At 56.8% G+C, this 16,520-nt stretch carries 12 protein-coding genes; 4 read left to right on the forward strand and 8 right to left on the reverse strand.

Features of this window, described 5'->3' with window-relative positions:
- The 3 genes from V7680_RS08945 to V7680_RS08955 all read right to left on the reverse strand — a co-directional run.
- The coding region (locus V7680_RS08945) for a dipeptidase (protein WP_335652946.1) at positions 1–886 on the reverse strand (886 nt) is incomplete at its 3' end.
- A 10-nt stretch (positions 887–896) separates the two neighbouring features.
- The gene (locus V7680_RS08950) at positions 897–1,877 is read right to left on the reverse strand and encodes a polysaccharide deacetylase family protein (RefSeq protein ID WP_335652947.1); all 981 of its coding nucleotides are present in this window, start codon (positions 1,875–1,877) and stop codon (positions 897–899) included.
- 128 nt (positions 1,878–2,005) lie between these two features.
- Complete coding sequence (locus V7680_RS08955) at positions 2,006–3,508, reverse strand: CoA-acylating methylmalonate-semialdehyde dehydrogenase (RefSeq protein ID WP_335652948.1); 1,503 nt, start codon at positions 3,506–3,508, stop codon at positions 2,006–2,008.
- Positions 3,509–3,599: 91 nt separating this feature from the next.
- Between V7680_RS08955 and V7680_RS08960 the strand changes: the two genes are divergently transcribed.
- Together V7680_RS08960 and V7680_RS08965 are read left to right on the forward strand one after the other, a co-directional pair.
- The gene (locus V7680_RS08960) at positions 3,600–4,523 is read left to right on the forward strand and encodes a DMT family transporter (protein ID WP_335652949.1); all 924 of its coding nucleotides are present in this window, start codon (positions 3,600–3,602) and stop codon (positions 4,521–4,523) included.
- Between the two features lie 25 nt (positions 4,524–4,548).
- Positions 4,549–6,288: an amidohydrolase gene (locus V7680_RS08965; RefSeq protein ID WP_335652950.1), complete on the forward strand. Its 1,740-nt coding sequence runs from the start codon at positions 4,549–4,551 to the stop codon at positions 6,286–6,288.
- Between the two features lie 25 nt (positions 6,289–6,313).
- Here V7680_RS08965 and V7680_RS08970 read toward each other — a convergent pair whose 3' ends face one another.
- The 3 genes from V7680_RS08970 to V7680_RS08980 all read right to left on the reverse strand — a co-directional run bounded on the left by V7680_RS08970 (position 6,314) and on the right by V7680_RS08980 (position 8,243).
- Positions 6,314–6,721, reverse strand: a complete 408-nt coding sequence (locus tag V7680_RS08970; RefSeq protein ID WP_335652951.1) for a hypothetical protein — start codon at positions 6,719–6,721, stop codon at positions 6,314–6,316.
- A 227-nt stretch (positions 6,722–6,948) separates the two neighbouring features.
- A complete protein-coding gene (locus tag V7680_RS08975) occupies positions 6,949–7,548 on the reverse strand; it encodes an SDR family oxidoreductase (RefSeq protein WP_335652952.1) in 600 nt (199 codons plus the stop codon).
- Between the two features lie 20 nt (positions 7,549–7,568).
- A complete protein-coding gene (locus V7680_RS08980; RefSeq protein ID WP_335652953.1) occupies positions 7,569–8,243 on the reverse strand; it encodes a type 1 glutamine amidotransferase domain-containing protein in 675 nt (224 codons plus the stop codon).
- 372 nt (positions 8,244–8,615) lie between these two features.
- Here V7680_RS08980 and V7680_RS08985 point away from each other — a divergent pair, with 372 nt between their 5' ends.
- Positions 8,616–10,541: a putative bifunctional diguanylate cyclase/phosphodiesterase gene (locus tag V7680_RS08985; protein WP_335652954.1), complete on the forward strand. Its 1,926-nt coding sequence runs from the start codon at positions 8,616–8,618 to the stop codon at positions 10,539–10,541.
- 240 nt (positions 10,542–10,781) lie between these two features.
- Positions 10,782–13,451 carry a putative bifunctional diguanylate cyclase/phosphodiesterase gene (locus V7680_RS08990; RefSeq protein WP_335652955.1) on the forward strand — a complete coding sequence of 890 codons (2,670 nt, stop codon included), beginning with the start codon at positions 10,782–10,784 and terminating at the stop codon, positions 13,449–13,451.
- A gap of 79 nt (positions 13,452–13,530) precedes the next feature.
- On the opposite strand, the gene V7680_RS08995 is transcribed toward V7680_RS08990, so the two are convergent.
- Entirely contained in the window at positions 13,531–14,061 is a 531-nt protein-coding gene (locus tag V7680_RS08995; protein ID WP_335652956.1) for a DUF305 domain-containing protein, read from the reverse strand.
- A gap of 99 nt (positions 14,062–14,160) precedes the next feature.
- A complete protein-coding gene (locus tag V7680_RS09000; protein ID WP_335652957.1) occupies positions 14,161–16,503 on the reverse strand; it encodes a heavy metal translocating P-type ATPase in 2,343 nt (780 codons plus the stop codon).
- Positions 16,504–16,520 lie beyond the last annotated feature (17 nt).

A 16,520-nucleotide genomic window follows, 5' to 3' on the forward strand; every position in this document is an offset into this window, starting at 1 on the left:
CTTCGGCCTTTTCCGCTGCGTCCCAATCCCGGTTCTCGGCATTCACATAAGAAGGCACGAAGGTGACCATGACCAGCCCGCCATTGGCCGGTAGCCGCTTCAGAACCGCATCCGGTACGTTGCGGGGGTGTTTGGTGACGCCATCGGCGGAGCTATGGCTGAATATCACGGGTGCCTTGGTCACATCCAGCGCGTCATTCATCGTGGCTTCGGACACATGGCTGATATCGACCATCATCCCGAGACGGTTCATTTCCTCGACTACCGAAACACCGAATTCGGAAAGTCCGTCGCTTTTCGGCGCATCGGTCGCGCTATCCGCCCAGTCGAGCGTCTTCCAATGGGTCAGCGTCATATAGCGCGCACCCAGCGCATAGGTCTGGCGCAACACGGCGAGCGAGTTACCTATCGAATGCCCGCCTTCCATCCCGATCAGCGAAGCGATACGACCATTTTTCCGAGCCGTCTCAACATCGGCAGCGGTCAGCGCGAGTTGCAGTTCATCTGGATATTGCGCGACCAGCTGGTGGACAATATCGATCTGCTCGATCACCCGCTGAACCGCTTCATATTTAGGCAATTCGGGATCGATCCAGACCGACCAGAACTGGCCGCCGACTCTGCCCTGTTTCAACCGAGCAAGGTCGGTGTGCATAGGCTTCGAACCATGTCCGAAAGTTTGTAATGTGTCGCCAAAGTCGAATTGCGAGAGATCACTGTCAAACCGTTCGGCGATCTGCTCTGGCGCGTCATTATGCCCGTCAATAACCGGGTTTTCGGCGAGCACCTGCTGCGCGACTGCTTCGGGTGACTGCGCCTGCACCGAGGACGCGCCCAGCAAGGCGACAGCGAGGGTGAGATTGCGAACGATTTTGATTGTTTTCATGCGACGGAGCCTAGTCCCGCAAGACCCTCTCGGCAAATAGCTTTTTCGCTAGTTTCTGATCATTACGTTTGTACCAGCGGTTACCGATATTGCGCTCGGCGGCGAGCATCTGTGTACGGGTACCATCGGCGAAATCGATGTCCGGTTCCATATGGGCGATCGGATCGCGATAGGCTTCGTCGGCCGAGACGATGGCCCATCCTTGCCTTTTTAGCTCCGCTGCCAGATCATCGACGAACATTGCGGCGAGATCGGTTTCGTGGAGCAGGATCACCTGCACCGGCGCTCTACCCAGCGTCCGCCGGGCCAGATCGTCCGAGAATTCTGCCGATTGCACGTAGGATTCAACAAACAGGTCGCGCAGCGCGTTCCAGTCCATCACTTTCCCTGCCTTGCCCGCAGCAATCGCCATTTCCTCCATATGCCAGTCCGACGCATCGACCGTGACATAGCCGTTCATCAGTCCTCGTTGCTTGAGCCCCGCACGGACCGCGTCGCGCTTGGCCTTGTCTTTCTGACCTTCGTCAAGATAGGGAAAACGGAACCAGGGCCGGTAATTAGGCTTGTCTTTCAACCAAGTCTCGGCCGCATCGATATCGGCTAGAAATGCCCCAGCCGAAACAGAAGAAAGTTTGCTGTGCCTGGCGGTATGATTGGCCAGGACGTGGCCTGCCCTGGCGTAAGCGGCGATATCGGCGGCGTCATTGTCATGGGCGGTAATCCGCCCGGGATTTACGAAGAAGGCGGCTTGTTCGATGCCTGCCGTTTGCAGCGCCTCGATCAGCAATTTGGGTCGTTCATCCGGCTCCAGAAACGCACCGGCACCGCGTGGGGCATCGTCGAAGCTGAAGGCTATGCGTTTGTCTGAGGGGGCCACGGTAGCGAGCACCGTCACTGGCTCGCTCGGGCCATCTCCCGGCCGCCAGAAAGCGAACAGCAGTATCGCCAGCAGAACCGACGGCAGGAGCAGGCGCGGTGACAGCGCTAGCAACGCCGCACCCGGTTCATAGCCAAAAAGACCTTCATCATCGTCATGTCCGCCCGAAATGCCGAAAAATCCAGCGTTTCGGGCGGCTTGTCCTGATTTGGAACTCCGACGCGATCAGGTCTTACCGGGCGTTAGCCCATGGTCGGAATGACGAAGGCATCCTTGTTGCCGCCATCGGCGGTGCCGTCGGGCCAGCGCTGGGTGATCGTCTTGACCTTGGTCCAGAATTTCACGCCTTCCATGCCGTGCTGGTTGGTATCGCCAAATGCCGACCGTTTCCAGCCGCCAAAGCTGTGATAGGCGACCGGTACCGGAATCGGTACGTTGATACCGACCATGCCGACATTGACGCGGCTGGCAAATTCGCGGGCGGCGTGGCCGTTGCGGGTGAAGATCGCGACGCCATTGCCATATTGATGCTGGCTGGGCAGCGCGAGCGCCTCCTCGAAATTCTTCGCGCGGACGATTTGCAGGACAGGTCCGAAAATCTCTTCCTTGTAGCTTTCCATATCGGTGGTGACATGGTCGAACAATGACGGTCCGATGAAGCAGCCATCTTCATGACCCTGCAGCGAGAAGCCGCGGCCATCGACAACCAGTTCGGCGCCTTCGTCGACGCCGGTCTGGATCCAGTTCTCGACCCGCTGCTTGTGGGCCGGATTGACCACCGGTCCGTAATGGGCTTCTTCGTCCGTGGATACGCCGACCCGGAGGGCCGCCATCGCCGGGATCATTTTCTCGCGCAGGCGGTCGGCGGTTTCTTCTCCGACCGGAACGACAACCGGCAAAGCCATGCAGCGTTCGCCAGCCGAACCGAAAGCAGCGCCCGACAAATCATTCACAACCTGATCGAGATCTGCGTCTGGAAGCACGATCCCGTGGTTCTTCGCGCCGCCCATCGCCTGGACCCGTTTGCCAGCCGCAACGCCGCGCTGATAGACATAATGGGCGATATCGGACGAACCAACAAAGCTGATTCCGCCAATCGCCGGATGATCGAGTATCGCATCGACCATTTCCTTGTCGCCGTGCAGGCACTGCAAAATGCCCTCTGGCAGACCGGCTTCGATCATCAGTTCGCACAGCCGCACCGGTACGGACGGATCACGCTCGGATGGCTTGAGGATGAAGGCATTGCCGGTCGCGATCGCCGGGCCGAACATCCACATAGGAATCATCGCCGGGAAGTTGAACGGGGTGATGCCGGCGCCAATGCCAATCGGCTGACGCATCGAGTAGACATCGATGCCGGGTCCTGCGCCCTGGGTATATTCGCCCTTCAGGACATGGGGGATGCCGCAACAGAATTCGATGACTTCCAGACCGCGCTGCACGTCGCCCTTGGAATCGGCGAGAACCTTGCCATGCTCGATCGACAGCATATGCGCCAGTTCGTCCATATTCGCTTCGACCAGTTCCTTGAACTTGAAGAAGACCCGCGCGCGTCGCTGCGGGTTGGTTGCTGCCCATGCCGGTTGCGCTGCCAGTGCCGCGTCGACCGCCTTGTCGAGCAGAGCCGCATCACCAAGATCGACCCTGGCCTGGATACCGCCATTATTTGGGTCGAATATATCGCCCTGACGGGTTGCCTTTGCGGTTCCGCCAGCGGCCAGAACATGGGTAATCGTACGCATTGAAAAGACTCCTGATTGCATTTGCAGGCTATATGCTATTAACCGCGCCAATGCACAACTCCCGTAGCGCTATCTTTATTGGCAATATCGCATGACCGATGATCAGCTGCTCGGCCAGAACCGCCCCATGGCAGGAATCGTTACACGTCTGGCGGCGATGCTCTCGCTTGCGGTCATGTTCGCATTCGTCAAGCTGGCGGGCGAGCAAGGCGTGCATGTCACCGAAAGCCTGTTCTACCGCCAGCTGATCGCGATGCCGCTGATCTGCTTCCTGATCTGGCGCAGCCAGGTCGGCTGGCCGTCGATTGTGTCAGACAAACACCGGCTCCACATCTTGCGCTCCTGCCTCGGCATTTTTGCGATGGGCCTCAATTTCTGGGCGATGACCCTGCTGCCGCTCGCCGATGCGACGACGATCAGCTTTACCGTACCGATTTTCGCCACCCTGTTTGCCGCGATATTCTTGCGGGAAAAGGTCGGGATCCGGCGCTGGACGGCGATCCTGATCGGATTTGTCGGTGTGCTCATCGTTGTCCAGCCGGGCGGGTCGCTGATCCCCGCATTCGGCGCAGCCGTTGCCCTTGGCGGCGCTCTGGTCACGGCGGCGGTCACGATGGTTATCCGTATGCTGGGCCGCACCGAAACCAGTGTCGTCACCATCTTCTGGTTCTCGGTCTACACTTTGCCGGCGCTGACCGTCTGCGCCTTCATCTTCGGCGGCGGGCATGATGCCCAGACCTGGGGCTATTTGCTCGGCATCGGTATCTTCGGAGCGCTTGGCCAGCTTTGCATCACCCAGTCGCTTCGCTATGCCCCAGTATCGACAATCGTGCCGATGGATTATAGCGCGCTGATCTGGGCTACCTTCTTCGGCATCGTGATCTTCGGCCAATATCCCGGCCTGTCGATCTGGCTCGGCGCGCCGGTGATTATCGGCTCTGGCCTGTTCATCGCCTGGCGCGAACATGTCAAGGCGAGCAAGCTGACGGTTGCCAAGGCGGAGCCGAGCGCATAATCACTCCTGCCTAAGGGAGAGAGACATGCTGAAATCCATATCGTCCATCGGGGCGGCGCTGGCGCTGCTACTGGCAACCGGCGCGCAGGCCGAAGCGGGACCCGCTGCCCTCCCCTATCCCGAAGTAACAATTTTCGAAGCCGCCAAGATCATCACCATGGAGCCCGGCTATCCCGAGGGAAAATATGTCGCCACCGCCGACGGGATCATCCTTGGTATCGGCCAGTCGCTGGAAGACTTGGAAGCATGGACAGTGGACCGCAAGGTCACCGTTGACCGGCAGTTTTCCAAACAAATATTGATGCCCGGCTTCATCGAACCGCATGTCCATCCGATGCAGACGATCATGATGCTGCCGATCCCGTTCATCAGTCCCGAGGAATGGGAACTTCCCGGCAAGACCTATCCCGCAGCGCGCGGCAAGGTGCAGTATGAAAAGCGCCTGCTCGAGGAAATGACGAAGAGCGAAGACGCATTGTTCATCACCTGGGGCCATCACAAGCTGTTCCACGGTGACATGGACCGCGCCGAGCTCGACCGCATCGCGCCCGACCGACCGGTGGTGATCTGGCAGCGCAGCTTCCACGAGATCATCGCCAACAGCAAGGCGCTGACCCTCCTCGGCATCGGCGATGAAGCGGCGTTCACGGCCGCGTTCACCAAGCCCAATATCGATCCCGGACATGCCGATTATGCCAGCGGCATTATCCACGAAACCGCATTGTTCAACGGCATCGAGATGCTCCGGCCCTATCTTTTCTCGCCGGCCAAGGTGCAGCAGGGACTGGCCGACATGCGCCAGATGATGCTCGAGAATGGCGTGACCACCAGCGCCGATCTGGCATTCGGTGGATTTGGCGGACCGGCGATGGAGTCAGCTTTGTTCAAGAGCCTCTACGACCAGCCGACCACGCCATCGCGCATCCTCGCGATTCCCATTGCGCCGCTAGTTACCGGCGATCCCAATGTCTGGCTTGCCGACATGAAGGCCAAATATGACAGCAGCAAATTCTTCTTCTCCAACCGGGTGAAGCTGTTCGCTGACGGGGCTTTCTTCGCCCAATATATGCAGATGAACCCGCCCGGCTATAGCGACGGCCACGAGGGCAAATGGCTGACCGAACCGGAGGAATTGCTCAAGCAGACCGAGCGTTTCTGGGACGCCGGCTGGAATCTCCACACCCACGTCAACGGCGACAAGGGCCTCGATGTCGTGCTCGATATCAGCGAAGCCCTGCCGGTCAAAAACGGTCAAAAGATCATCATGGAACATCTCGGCTATTCGACCGAAGCGCAAAACCGGCGGATTGGTGAGATGGGCCTCTATGTCTCCGCGCAACCGAACTATATCCGCATCCTAGGCGATGCCTATGCCAAGACCGGCATGGGCCCCGACCGCGCCGCGCAGATGAGCCGGCTCGGTTCGTTAGAGCGCAAGGGCGTGGCTCTCGGCCTGCACAGCGACTTCAACATGGCGCCAATCGACCCGCTTTATCTCGCCTGGGTGGCGAGCAACCGGATAACCCTCGACGGAAATGTCAAGGCACCGAAAGAGCGGCTCTCGCTCGACAAGGCGCTACGCGCGATCACCGTCGAGGCGGCGCAGGTAATCGGATTGGACGCGATGGTCGGCAGTATCGCCACAGGCAAGAAAGCCGATTTCACAGTGCTTGACCGTGATCCCTATGTCGGTGGTGCGGCCAAGCTGCGGGATGTGAAAATCCACGGCGTAATATTCGAAGGGCGCTGGTTTCCGGCGGAATGAAGTGCCGCAGCCGGCGCAAGGAAGATCAGTTTGGGGGTTTTCGGTCGAGTTTTTCGATTTTGCGCATCTGCTCGACCAGACATTGCACCAGCCGCTCCGGACGCATCGACTTTTCATAAACCGGGCCGATCTTGTCGAGGCCGATTGCAGAAGCGCGGTTGGCATCGCCGGTATAGAAAAGGCATGCGGTCGACTGTTGTTGCAGATAGGCGGCAACAGGCGACACATCGCCGCCGCCAACATTCAGGTCCAATATCGCACCGTCGAGATCATGAAACTCGGCAATACGACTGGCGCTTGAACGATCGAGAATGGGTCCGAAAACAATCGCGCCGGAACGCTCCAGAGTTTCCTTGATGTCCATTCCCAGAAACAGCTCATCCTCAACCAGCAATATGCGCTTTTCCCTCAGGTCAGCAGAAGTTTCTAACAATTTTTATCCCTGAACTTTAGACAGCTGGATCGCCATTGGTCCTAGAACGCGCGCCCAAGGCTTTGGTTCCAAGTTTGAGACCGGGTTGAGATGGACAGATTTTTCCTAGGGCGGGATTGGACTGTTACAAGATGGTGCTCCGGAAGGGCATGAATGGTCCGCCGCGAATGAATATTCGCGGCGGACCAGATTATAAAATACAGGGTGGGAAGACCGGATCAGGCTTCTTAAAGAACGGACTGCATCAGCAGGGCCTTGCCAGTCCACTGATCGTCTTCGATCGCGCTTGCCAGCACTGCTGCGACATCGCCGCGCGCGGCTTTGCCCTTGGGATCGACCTCATCGCCGAAGCGCATTTTGCGATTACCATCGTCGTCGGTCAGGGCGACCGGACGGACGATCGCATAGCTCAGGCCAGAGGCTTTCAGATGTTCGTCGGCTTCGTGCTTGGCTTGCAAATAATGCGCCAGCTCGCTTTCAGGGTCGGGGTCATCCGCGCCGGCGCTGCTCAGCATCACGAAACGTGAAACGCCGGCCTCGGCGGCGAGATCAATCAGTCGCTTGGCGCCGTCGCGGTCAACCTTGTCGGTCAATTCAGGACCGGTGGACCCGCCCGACCCGGCGGCAAAGACCACGGCGTCACAGCCGTCGCATACTCCGCTTTGCAGATCGGTCAGATCACCATGACGGATCGTGACATCGTCCGGAAGCGATCCGGTGTCGGAGGATTCACGGACCAGTGCGATTGGTGAGTGGCCCTTGGCTTTAAGCTGCTCGACGAGCCGTAGCCCGGTGTTGCCGGTAGCTCCGGCGATTAGGATATTCATAAGAAACTCCGTCTATTTGATTACAGCAGGCCCAGCAATTTGCGGGCGGCTTCGGCTGATGATGCAGGGTTCTGGCCAGTGACAAGCTTGCCGTCGACCAGCACATAAGAAGCCCAGTCGTCGCCCTTGCTATATTTTCCGCCGTTCTCGATCAGCATATCCTCGACCAGAAACGGAACGACGTCGGTCAGACCAACGGCTTCCTCTTCGCTATTGGTAAAGCCGGTCACTTTCTTGCCCGACACCAGCGGTCTGCCATCTGCATTTCTGGGATGTTTGAACACCGCCGGCGCATGACAGACAGCGCCGATCGGGCGATCATTCGCAGCAAAGCTCTCGATCAGGGCGGTGCTATGATCGTCTTCGGCGAGATCCCAAAGCGGACCATGGCCGCCGGGATAGAAAATCGCGTCATAAGCGCCAGCCGAGATGGTCGAGAGCAGCAGAGTATTGGCAAGCGCTTGCTGGGCGTCCTCATCGGACTTGAAACGCCGGGTATCATCGGTCTGGGCGTCGTCGGCATCGCTCGAAGGATCGAGCGGCGGCTGGCCACCCTTGGGCGAAGCCAGAGTGATTTCGGCGCCGGCATCCTTGAATATATAATAAGGTGCAGCGAACTCCTCGAGCCAGAAACCGGTCTTTTTGCCAGTGTCACCGAGTTGATCGTGCGATGTCAGTACCATTAGAATATTCATTTATTAGCCTCAATTTTCGGGGGGATTTATTGTTCTCCTTCCCTCAACGCACAGAGGGCGGTTCGGTTGCGTTAACCGACCTTTCCGCCGGAAAACCGGGCTCAGGGTGCCGCATTTCGTCAAACAGGCCTGCCGGAACCAACCGGTTTTTCAAGCAACTGAAGAGTTTAATGAAGAGACCAGACAACAGAAACGATCAAGTATTCAGGGTCATCCAAAATCATATCTTGTAAACAGATGTAAGAAAACTTCTTGCTTTTTACATTCTATTACAAATAGAAACATCCATTCATCCCTCTGCTTGCCGTTTGTTAATTATTTCCGTTTAAACCCGTCTCTTAATGTACATCGCATAAACACGGGAAATGACATTTGCTTCGGCGACTTATAAATTTTGCAGATTCGTCCACCGGTTTCGATGCCCGTTCGTCAATTGCGCAAATTTATCGGCCCGTGATCCGGGGCTATTTTGGCGTCGCTGCGATCTATTATATCGTCATGACGCTCACCCATTTCTGGGAATTTGGCGGATCGGATCTCTTGCACATGGCCGCGGCATCGATCACAGCCAGCCTGTTCGCTCTCTTCTCATGGCATGCGTTGCGCAAGCCTTTGTCCACCGGCAAGCTCGAAGCACTGACCAGCGTCACCAACATGTTGATCCTCGTCAATGTATTGGTGGCGTTGCACCTCGAATATGCGCAACCCAAGCTGATCTACTTCATGATGATGGCGATGATCTTTGCCTTTGCCTGCGTCAGCATGAGACAAGCTCTGTTTTCGATCATAGCGGCGCTAGGCGGCCTGATTTACGAGCTTTTCCTGCATGAATCCGGACAAATGGGAATATACGGGTTCATTTCCTTTGCTGCGGCGCTGAGCGCTATCGCGATTACATTTTTTCTGCGGCGGGCTATCGGTCTGGCCGTCGCGGCCAAGCACGAGGCTGAACTCGGCCGGGAAGAAGCCCAGAATCTTGGCGAAACCATGCGACAGCGATCGCTTTCAGACAGTCTGACCGGCCTCCCCAACCGTCGGGCATTTTTCGAGACCTACACAAAATATAAAAATGGTGGATACCCGTCCCACGCCGCCTGGCTGATCCTGCTGGATCTCGATGGCTTCAAGACAGTGAACGATGTTTACGGGCATATCATGGGTGATGAGCTGCTCAAGAACGTGGCGGAGCGGTTACGCAAATATTGCGGTACCAACGCTCATGTAAGCCGCATGGGCGGAGATGAATTCAACATCATTCTCACGACCAATGCTGGTGTCGCTGCGGTTGAGGTCTGGTGCCAGAAATTGCTCCCGCAAATCGCGGAGATTTATCGGATCGACGATCGGCTTATCCAGGTGTCCGGATCGATCGGCTGTACCGAGATCATTGTCGACGAAGCCGACACCCAGCTAATCCGCAACGCCGATTACGCCTTGTTGCATGCCAAGCGTACCGGCAAGAACCGGGTGGTTGTCTTCTGTGACGAACATGCGAAAAATGCAGCGGAAAGCCGTAGGATCGAACAGGCATTGCGGGTCGCGGACTTCGACTCGGAAATCGAGCTGGTCTTCCAGCCACAATTTGATCTGGGGCAAAACAAGGTCGTCCGCGCCGAAGTCCTCGCGCGCTGGGACAGTCCCACTCTTGGCCCGATCGGTCCCGACCGGTTCATCAAGGTTGCCGAAGAAAGCGGCCTGATCGCCAACATCACCTTGACCGTATTGCATAAGGCAATCACCGCGCTGAAGAGCTGGGACCAACCCTTTCCTCTTTCGGTCAATCTATCCGGCCATGATCTCATTGCCGATCAGGTCATCGATCAGATAATTTCAACGGTGCAGGATAGCGACCTTGATCCTGCCTTGCTTGAATTCGAGGTCACCGAATCGGCGATGATGTCCGATACCCAGAAAGCCTCTGCCAATCTCGGTCGTCTGGCGGCGCTGGGCCATCCGATCGCGCTCGACGATTTTGGCACCGGCTATTCCAATTTCGGCTATCTGCGAACTTTGCCGATCAGCAAGCTCAAGGTGGATCGCTCCTTCATGGAAAACCTGACCGATCCGATGACCGAGAAAATCCTCCACTCGCTGGCCGGCATGGCACGAACGCTGGATGTCCAATGCCTTCTCGAAGGGGTCGAGAACGAGCTGGAGTTGCTGATGGCGAAACGCGTGGGAGCCCAGTCTGTCCAGGGATATTATTTCGGGATACCGATGAGCGCAGTGCAGCTTTTCGAATATCTCGATGAGCAAAGTGCGTTATCCGAACAGCCAATACGCTCTGTTGCGTCCTGAGGGTTACACGCCCGGATCGGTGAGATCCCGCTGACGTCCGTCCCCACGATCGGAACGATCCTGTAAGAGTGCCCGTGCCCGGCCAAACCGGTAGTCAGCCATTGTCCCACGCTGTCATAAATCCAATCGCAAAAAGCAAAGAATCTCGCAAGTTACGACGCGATTTCAAATATATTTTTAATCGCCTCAAACTAGCGAATTGGTAAGAAGATTTAAAGGGTTGGTGGCCACTGTCCGCCAATGAATTTACCCCGCAACATACCGAGTATCGACACGTCGTCGGTAGAGCCGATCGGCTGGACGGACCTGGGACTGTCCGCCAGACCTCAGCTTGACGATATTGCGGATCGGATAACCCTTGATTTGCGTGTCTTGTGTAGTTTCTGGCCAATGGTTCTGGTCGTCAAATTGGCAGCATTATTATTTTATAATCTGGCCGAGCCCGCTGGCTCGATGACGATGAGTTCGATGACGGTGGCCTTGGCGACCATCACGCTTTTGACCGACCTGATTATTTGGGCATTGGCAAAAGCGAAGTGGTTTGAAAAACTCCCGTCTCATTGGCAGCTGAGATTGATGCTGTTGGTAGCGTGCATCTCCGCGATATCGTTCGCCGGCACACTTATGTCCGCGACCAATTTTGCAGCATCGCCGCTGCTCGCTGCCTATTGCGTTGTCTACCAATGCCTCACCACAATGATTGTAACCATCATCGCCGGCAAGCAAAGGGTCGTTGCGCTCGCCTTCAGCTCCGGCGTAGCCATCACGCTTTTTCCCGTGCTCCCGCCCGCTGCATTCGGTGTCGCGCTGCTGCTGTTCGTTGTCGCCACTTTTTTTGCAACTTTGCAGCACATCCGCCATGATCACCACGAGTATTTACGGGTCGAGAGGAAAAGGGGCGACGAGACGCGGGCCAAGTCCCTGCTCTCGGAATATGAGAATGCGTCCCTGGGCTGGTTCTGGGAAACCGACAGGCATGGCAGGATAGTCTATATATCCGACACGATCCGAAAGCTCGCGGTCGATACATTTGAAGATCTGATGAGCCTCCCGCTGACCCAGCTGGTCGCGCCTTATGAGGAAGATTCCATTTCACCCAGCGGGGAAAGAACGCTGGGATTTCACCTGTCCAGCCGATCAGCCTTCAAGGAAATTTCGGTACGATCGGTGATTTTCCATGAGGAACGCTGGTGGTCCATTTCCGGCAATCCGATATTCACATCCAATGGCCAGTTCCTCGGATTTCGCGGCAGTGGTACGGATTTGACGGCCATGCGTCAGTCGCAGGAGAAAGTCCGTCAGCTGGCACAATTTGATTCTCTTACCGGATTGTCCAACCGGCCGCAGATGTTGGGGATATTGGAAAAAGCCCTGGTCAGCCAGACCGGGACAACCCGCCCGACTGCTCTGTTCTTGCTTGACCTTGATCGTTTCAAGTCGGTCAATGATACATTGGGTCATCCGGCGGGAGACGCATTGCTCAAACAGGTCAGCAAAAGACTGCTGGGGGTTATTGGTTCGTCGGGACAGGCCGGACGGCAAGGCGGGGACGAGTTTACGGTTATCTTTCCCAGCATCTACGACCGGGAACGGCTGACTTCGCTTGCAGAGAAAGTCATCTCATCGATCTCGCGCCCCTATATGATTGATGATGTCCAGGTCACCATCAGCGTTTCGGTCGGCATCGCAATCGCGCCAGAACATGGCATCACCAGCGAATCCCTAATCCGTAACGCCGATCTCGCGCTTTATGCTGCCAAGGAAGCCGGCCGCGGAGTCCATTGTTTCTATGACAAATCGATGCACGCCAACGCGGAAGACCGGCGCAGTTTGGAAATGGATTTGCGGAAAGCTTTGGCCGAGAACCAGTTGCATCTGGTTTATCAGCCACAAGTGTCGACCGTCGATGAAGAAATTTCCGGCTATGAAGCGCTGGTGCGATGGGAACATCCTGTGCGCGGCAGTATATCGCCTTCGATATTCATTCCGATTGCCGAAGATGCCGGACTGATCTCGCATATTGGCGAATGGGTTTTGCGGACCGCATGTTCCGAGGTTTCCAGCTGGCCGCAGAATGTCAAAATAGCGGTCAATGTATCTCCGACACAATTTGCCAATCCTGGATTTCCGGCGATCGTCGTGAATGCGCTGGCTACTTCGAGACTTGCCGCAAACCGGCTGGAACTGGAAATAACCGAGAGTGTGTTTTTGATCGAAGGCGACGAAACCGACAAAATGTTCTCTAGCCTGAAATCGATCGGCGTGCGCTTGTCATTGGATGATTTCGGGACCGGATATTCTTCGCTGAGCTATCTGAAAAAAGCGCCGTTTGATAAAATAAAAATCGACCAGAGCTTTGTTCGCGGTGCCGCGATGCCGGACACCCGCAACGCTGCCATTATCAAATCGATCGTTTCGCTGGCCGAAGCATTGGATATGGAAACCATCGCAGAGGGTGCGGAAACACATGATGAGCTGGAACTCATCAAGACGCTCGGCTGCTCTCACGTTCAGGGATATATTTACAGCAGACCATTGGTAGCGGAAGAGGCCGTCGCATTGTTGCACAGTGACTTCGGACCGATGGCTCCTTCGGGAATGAGCAAGAGCCGGCTGCCGCGCCGCAAAATGCTGCGTTCGATCATAGTGATCCATGACGATCACCACTACACCGTTCAGATCAGAAATATCGGCGTTCGGGGGGCTATGCTGGTCGGCCTGTGGCACGTGCCTGAAGGAACCGAGTTGATCATCGAATTACTCCCGGACTATCAATTTAAAGCCGTTGCCCGCTGGTCACATGACGATCGCACCGGCGTTCAGTTTGCCAAAGATATCGATTTGGATCATCTCGCCCAGGTTAAAGGCCTGGAAACGCAACGCAAGGTCGGTTACAGCAGGGCAGCCTGAAATGAATGCCGCCAACACCCCAGATCGCTGTACACAGAAGCTGTAGCTGCGATAGCAACTGCAGCTTTTCCGGCAAATCCTAGTTCCCGCGCGCGGTATTCAGGTGACCGTCAAACTTCGGCAAAGGGCGGGCTATGGCAGCGGCTTCGGTGGTTGCCTTGCCATTCTTGCGAATGTCCTCGATCAGCCATTTCATTTCCTTGATCTCGCGGCGCTGGGCCTTGATGATGGCATCAGCAAGCTCACGGACGCGTCTGTCCTCGATATTGGCGCGTTCGCTGGTTAGGATGGCGATCGAGTGATGGGGGATCATCGCCTTTTGCCAAGCCTGGTCGGAGATCGTGTCCTGCGACCGGACCAGATAGAGCGAACTGGCAAACAGGATCACGGCCCCGCCGAGGATCATCGCATTTTTCTTTTTGTCGTCATACATACCAAGCATGAAAAGGAGCATGATGGTCGCCATCGCACCGCCCATATAAAGCGCCATCCAGGTACGGGTTTCGCTGAAGAATATGTGATCAAGCGCGTAGGTGTTGAGGTACATAAGACCGAACATAGCCAGCGTGGAGGTAGCGATCATCACGATGAAACTCGTATATTTCGACATTTGACTTCCCCTTCAGAATGTCTGAATTCCTAGCGTTGTGGGGTAATTTACGTCCGGACAGTCGAAAAGTTCCCCTCGGGGTGTGGCCCACTTCCCACGCTAGAGCGGCTTGCGCCTGAGCCGAAGTGCGTTGCCGATCACCGATACCGAAGAGAAGCTCATCGCGGCGGCTGCGATCATCGGGCTGAGCAGGATGCCGAACCAGGGATATAATATACCCGCCGCAACCGGCACGCCCAGTGCGTTGTAGAAGAAGGCAAAGAACAGATTCTGCCGAATATTGCCCATCGTCAACTGGCTGAGATGCCGGGCCTTGGCGATTCCGCCAAGATCGCCTTTAACCAGCGTGATGCCTGCGCTCTCCATCGCGACGTCGGTGCCGGTACCCATCGCGATCCCGACATCAGCCTTGGCCAGCGCTGGCGCGTCGTTGATGCCATCGCCTGCCATCGCCACCCGTTTACCGGCCGCCTGTAGCTCGCTGATCACCCGGTGTTTGTCTTCGGGCGAGACGTTGGCATGGATTTCGTCGATCCCGATCATCTTGCCGACGGCCTGTGCGGTTGCTTCCGCGTCCCCGGTCAGCATGACGACATGGAGGCCTGCTTTGTGGAGCGCCTTGATCGCATCGACCGTGGTCGCTTTGATCGGGTCGGCGACACCGACCAGTCCTGCCGGTTTTCCATCGACCGCGACGAACATCACCGTCTGGCCTTGCGAACGGCCTTCTTGCGCTTTGTCCACGAGATCAGCGCTGGTAGCACCCAGCCGTTCCATCATCTTTTCATTGCCGATGGCAACCCGTTTGCCTTGGGCCGTCGCTTCAACTCCTTCGCCGGTAATCGATTGGAAATCGCTCGCTGCCTCGAACTGCAGAGCTTTTTCTCTCGCGCCTTCGACAATCGCGGCGGCAAGCGGATGCTCGCTGGCGACTTCGATGGAAGCAACCAACGCGAGCAATTCGTCGGCGTCAAACCCGCTCTCAGGCTCGACCGAGACCAGCTTCGGTTTGCCTTCGGTAAGCGTGCCAGTCTTGTCGACGACAATGGTGTCGATCTTTTCCAGTGTCTCGAGCGCTTCCGCGTTTTTGATCAATATCCCGTTTTGCGCGCCCTTGCCGGTACCCACCATGATCGACATCGGGGTTGCGAGACCCAAAGCACAGGGACAGGCGATGATCAGCACCGCAACAGCGTTGACCAGTCCATAAGCCAGCGCCGGTTCCGGTCCCCAGATCGCCCAGACCACGAAGGTAGTCACGGCGACCAATACCACCGCAGGAACAAAGATACCCGCCACCATATCGGCAAGCTTTTGAATCGGTGCGCGGCTGCGCTGGGCGTCAGCGACCATCTGGACAATCTTTGCCAGCAGCGTGTCCTTGCCGACGCGCTCGGCGGTCATCACGAAACTGCCGGTCTGGTTTACGGTTCCGCCGGTGACATCGTCGCCTTCGGCTTTCTTTACCGGAATAGGTTCGCCGGTTATCATCGCCTGATCGATCGTGCTCGAACCTTTGGCAATAATGCCGTCGACGGGGATTTTCTCTCCCGGCCGGACGCGCAGCTTGTCACCCGACTGCACCAGATCGAGTGCTATTTCTTCTTCCGAACCATCGCCATTGATCCGCGTGGCCACCGGAGGAGTGAGTTCGAGAAGAGCGCGCAAGGCGCTGGAGGTCTGGCCACGCGCTTTGAGTTCGAGGACCTGCCCCAGCAACACCAATGTCGTGATCACCGCTGCCGCTTCATAATAGACTACGACCGTGCCGTGATGGCCTCGAAACGCGTCGGGGAAAAGGCCAGGAAAGAATGTCGCGACCAGACTGAAACCATAAGCCACAGCGACGCCGAGGGCGATCAGGGTGAACATGTTGAGGTTCATGGTCTTGAGCGATTGCACGCCGCGGACGAAAAACGGCCATGCCCCCCAGAAAACCACCGGCGTTGCCAGCAACAGCTGTATCCAATTCGCGGTGCCGGGATCGAACCAGGATTCAAACGGTTTCCCGGGGATCATGTCGCCCATCGCATAGATGAACAAGGGGATGGAAAATAACGCGCTGATCCACAAGCGTCTGCGCATATCGATATATTCCGGATCCGGGCCGCTATCGAGCGAGAAGGTTTCCGGCTCGAGCGCCATGCCGCAGATCGGACAGGAGCCGGGCCCTTCCTGACGGATTTCGGGATGCATCGGGCAAGTATAGATCGTGCCTTCGGGCACATCCTCCATCGCGGGTGACGGGCCGAACGAAAGATAGCGATCCGGATCAGCGACAAATTTCGTCCGGCAGCCGGCGGAACAGAAATGATAATCCTGATCGTCATGGCGCGCGTGATATTCTGTCTTGGCGGGGTCGACGGTCATCCCGCAGACCGGGTCTTTGACCGGACGGGCGCAATCATCATGGTCATGATGGGAGGACGTGGTCTCGGTCATCTCAAGCTCCTTTTCGA

The sequence above is a fragment of the Parasphingorhabdus sp. genome (assembly GCF_036963705.1).
Lineage (GTDB): Bacteria > Pseudomonadota > Alphaproteobacteria > Sphingomonadales > Sphingomonadaceae > Parasphingorhabdus.

Coding starts and splice junctions, on each gene's coding strand:
- V7680_RS08955 (WP_335652948.1), bottom strand. CDS start 3,508: ATGCGTACGATTACCCATGTTCTGGCCGCTGGCGGAACCGCAAAGGCA.
- V7680_RS08960 (WP_335652949.1), top strand. CDS start 3,600: ATGACCGATGATCAGCTGCTCGGCCAGAACCGCCCCATGGCAGGAATC.
- V7680_RS08965 (WP_335652950.1), top strand. CDS start 4,549: ATGCTGAAATCCATATCGTCCATCGGGGCGGCGCTGGCGCTGCTACTG.
- V7680_RS08975 (WP_335652952.1), bottom strand. CDS start 7,548: ATGAATATCCTAATCGCCGGAGCTACCGGCAACACCGGGCTACGGCTC.
- V7680_RS08980 (WP_335652953.1), bottom strand. CDS start 8,243: ATGAATATTCTAATGGTACTGACATCGCACGATCAACTCGGTGACACT.
- V7680_RS08990 (WP_335652955.1), top strand. CDS start 10,782: ATGAATTTACCCCGCAACATACCGAGTATCGACACGTCGTCGGTAGAG.
- V7680_RS08995 (WP_335652956.1), bottom strand. CDS start 14,061: ATGTCGAAATATACGAGTTTCATCGTGATGATCGCTACCTCCACGCTG.
- V7680_RS09000 (WP_335652957.1), bottom strand. CDS start 16,503: ATGACCGAGACCACGTCCTCCCATCATGACCATGATGATTGCGCCCGT.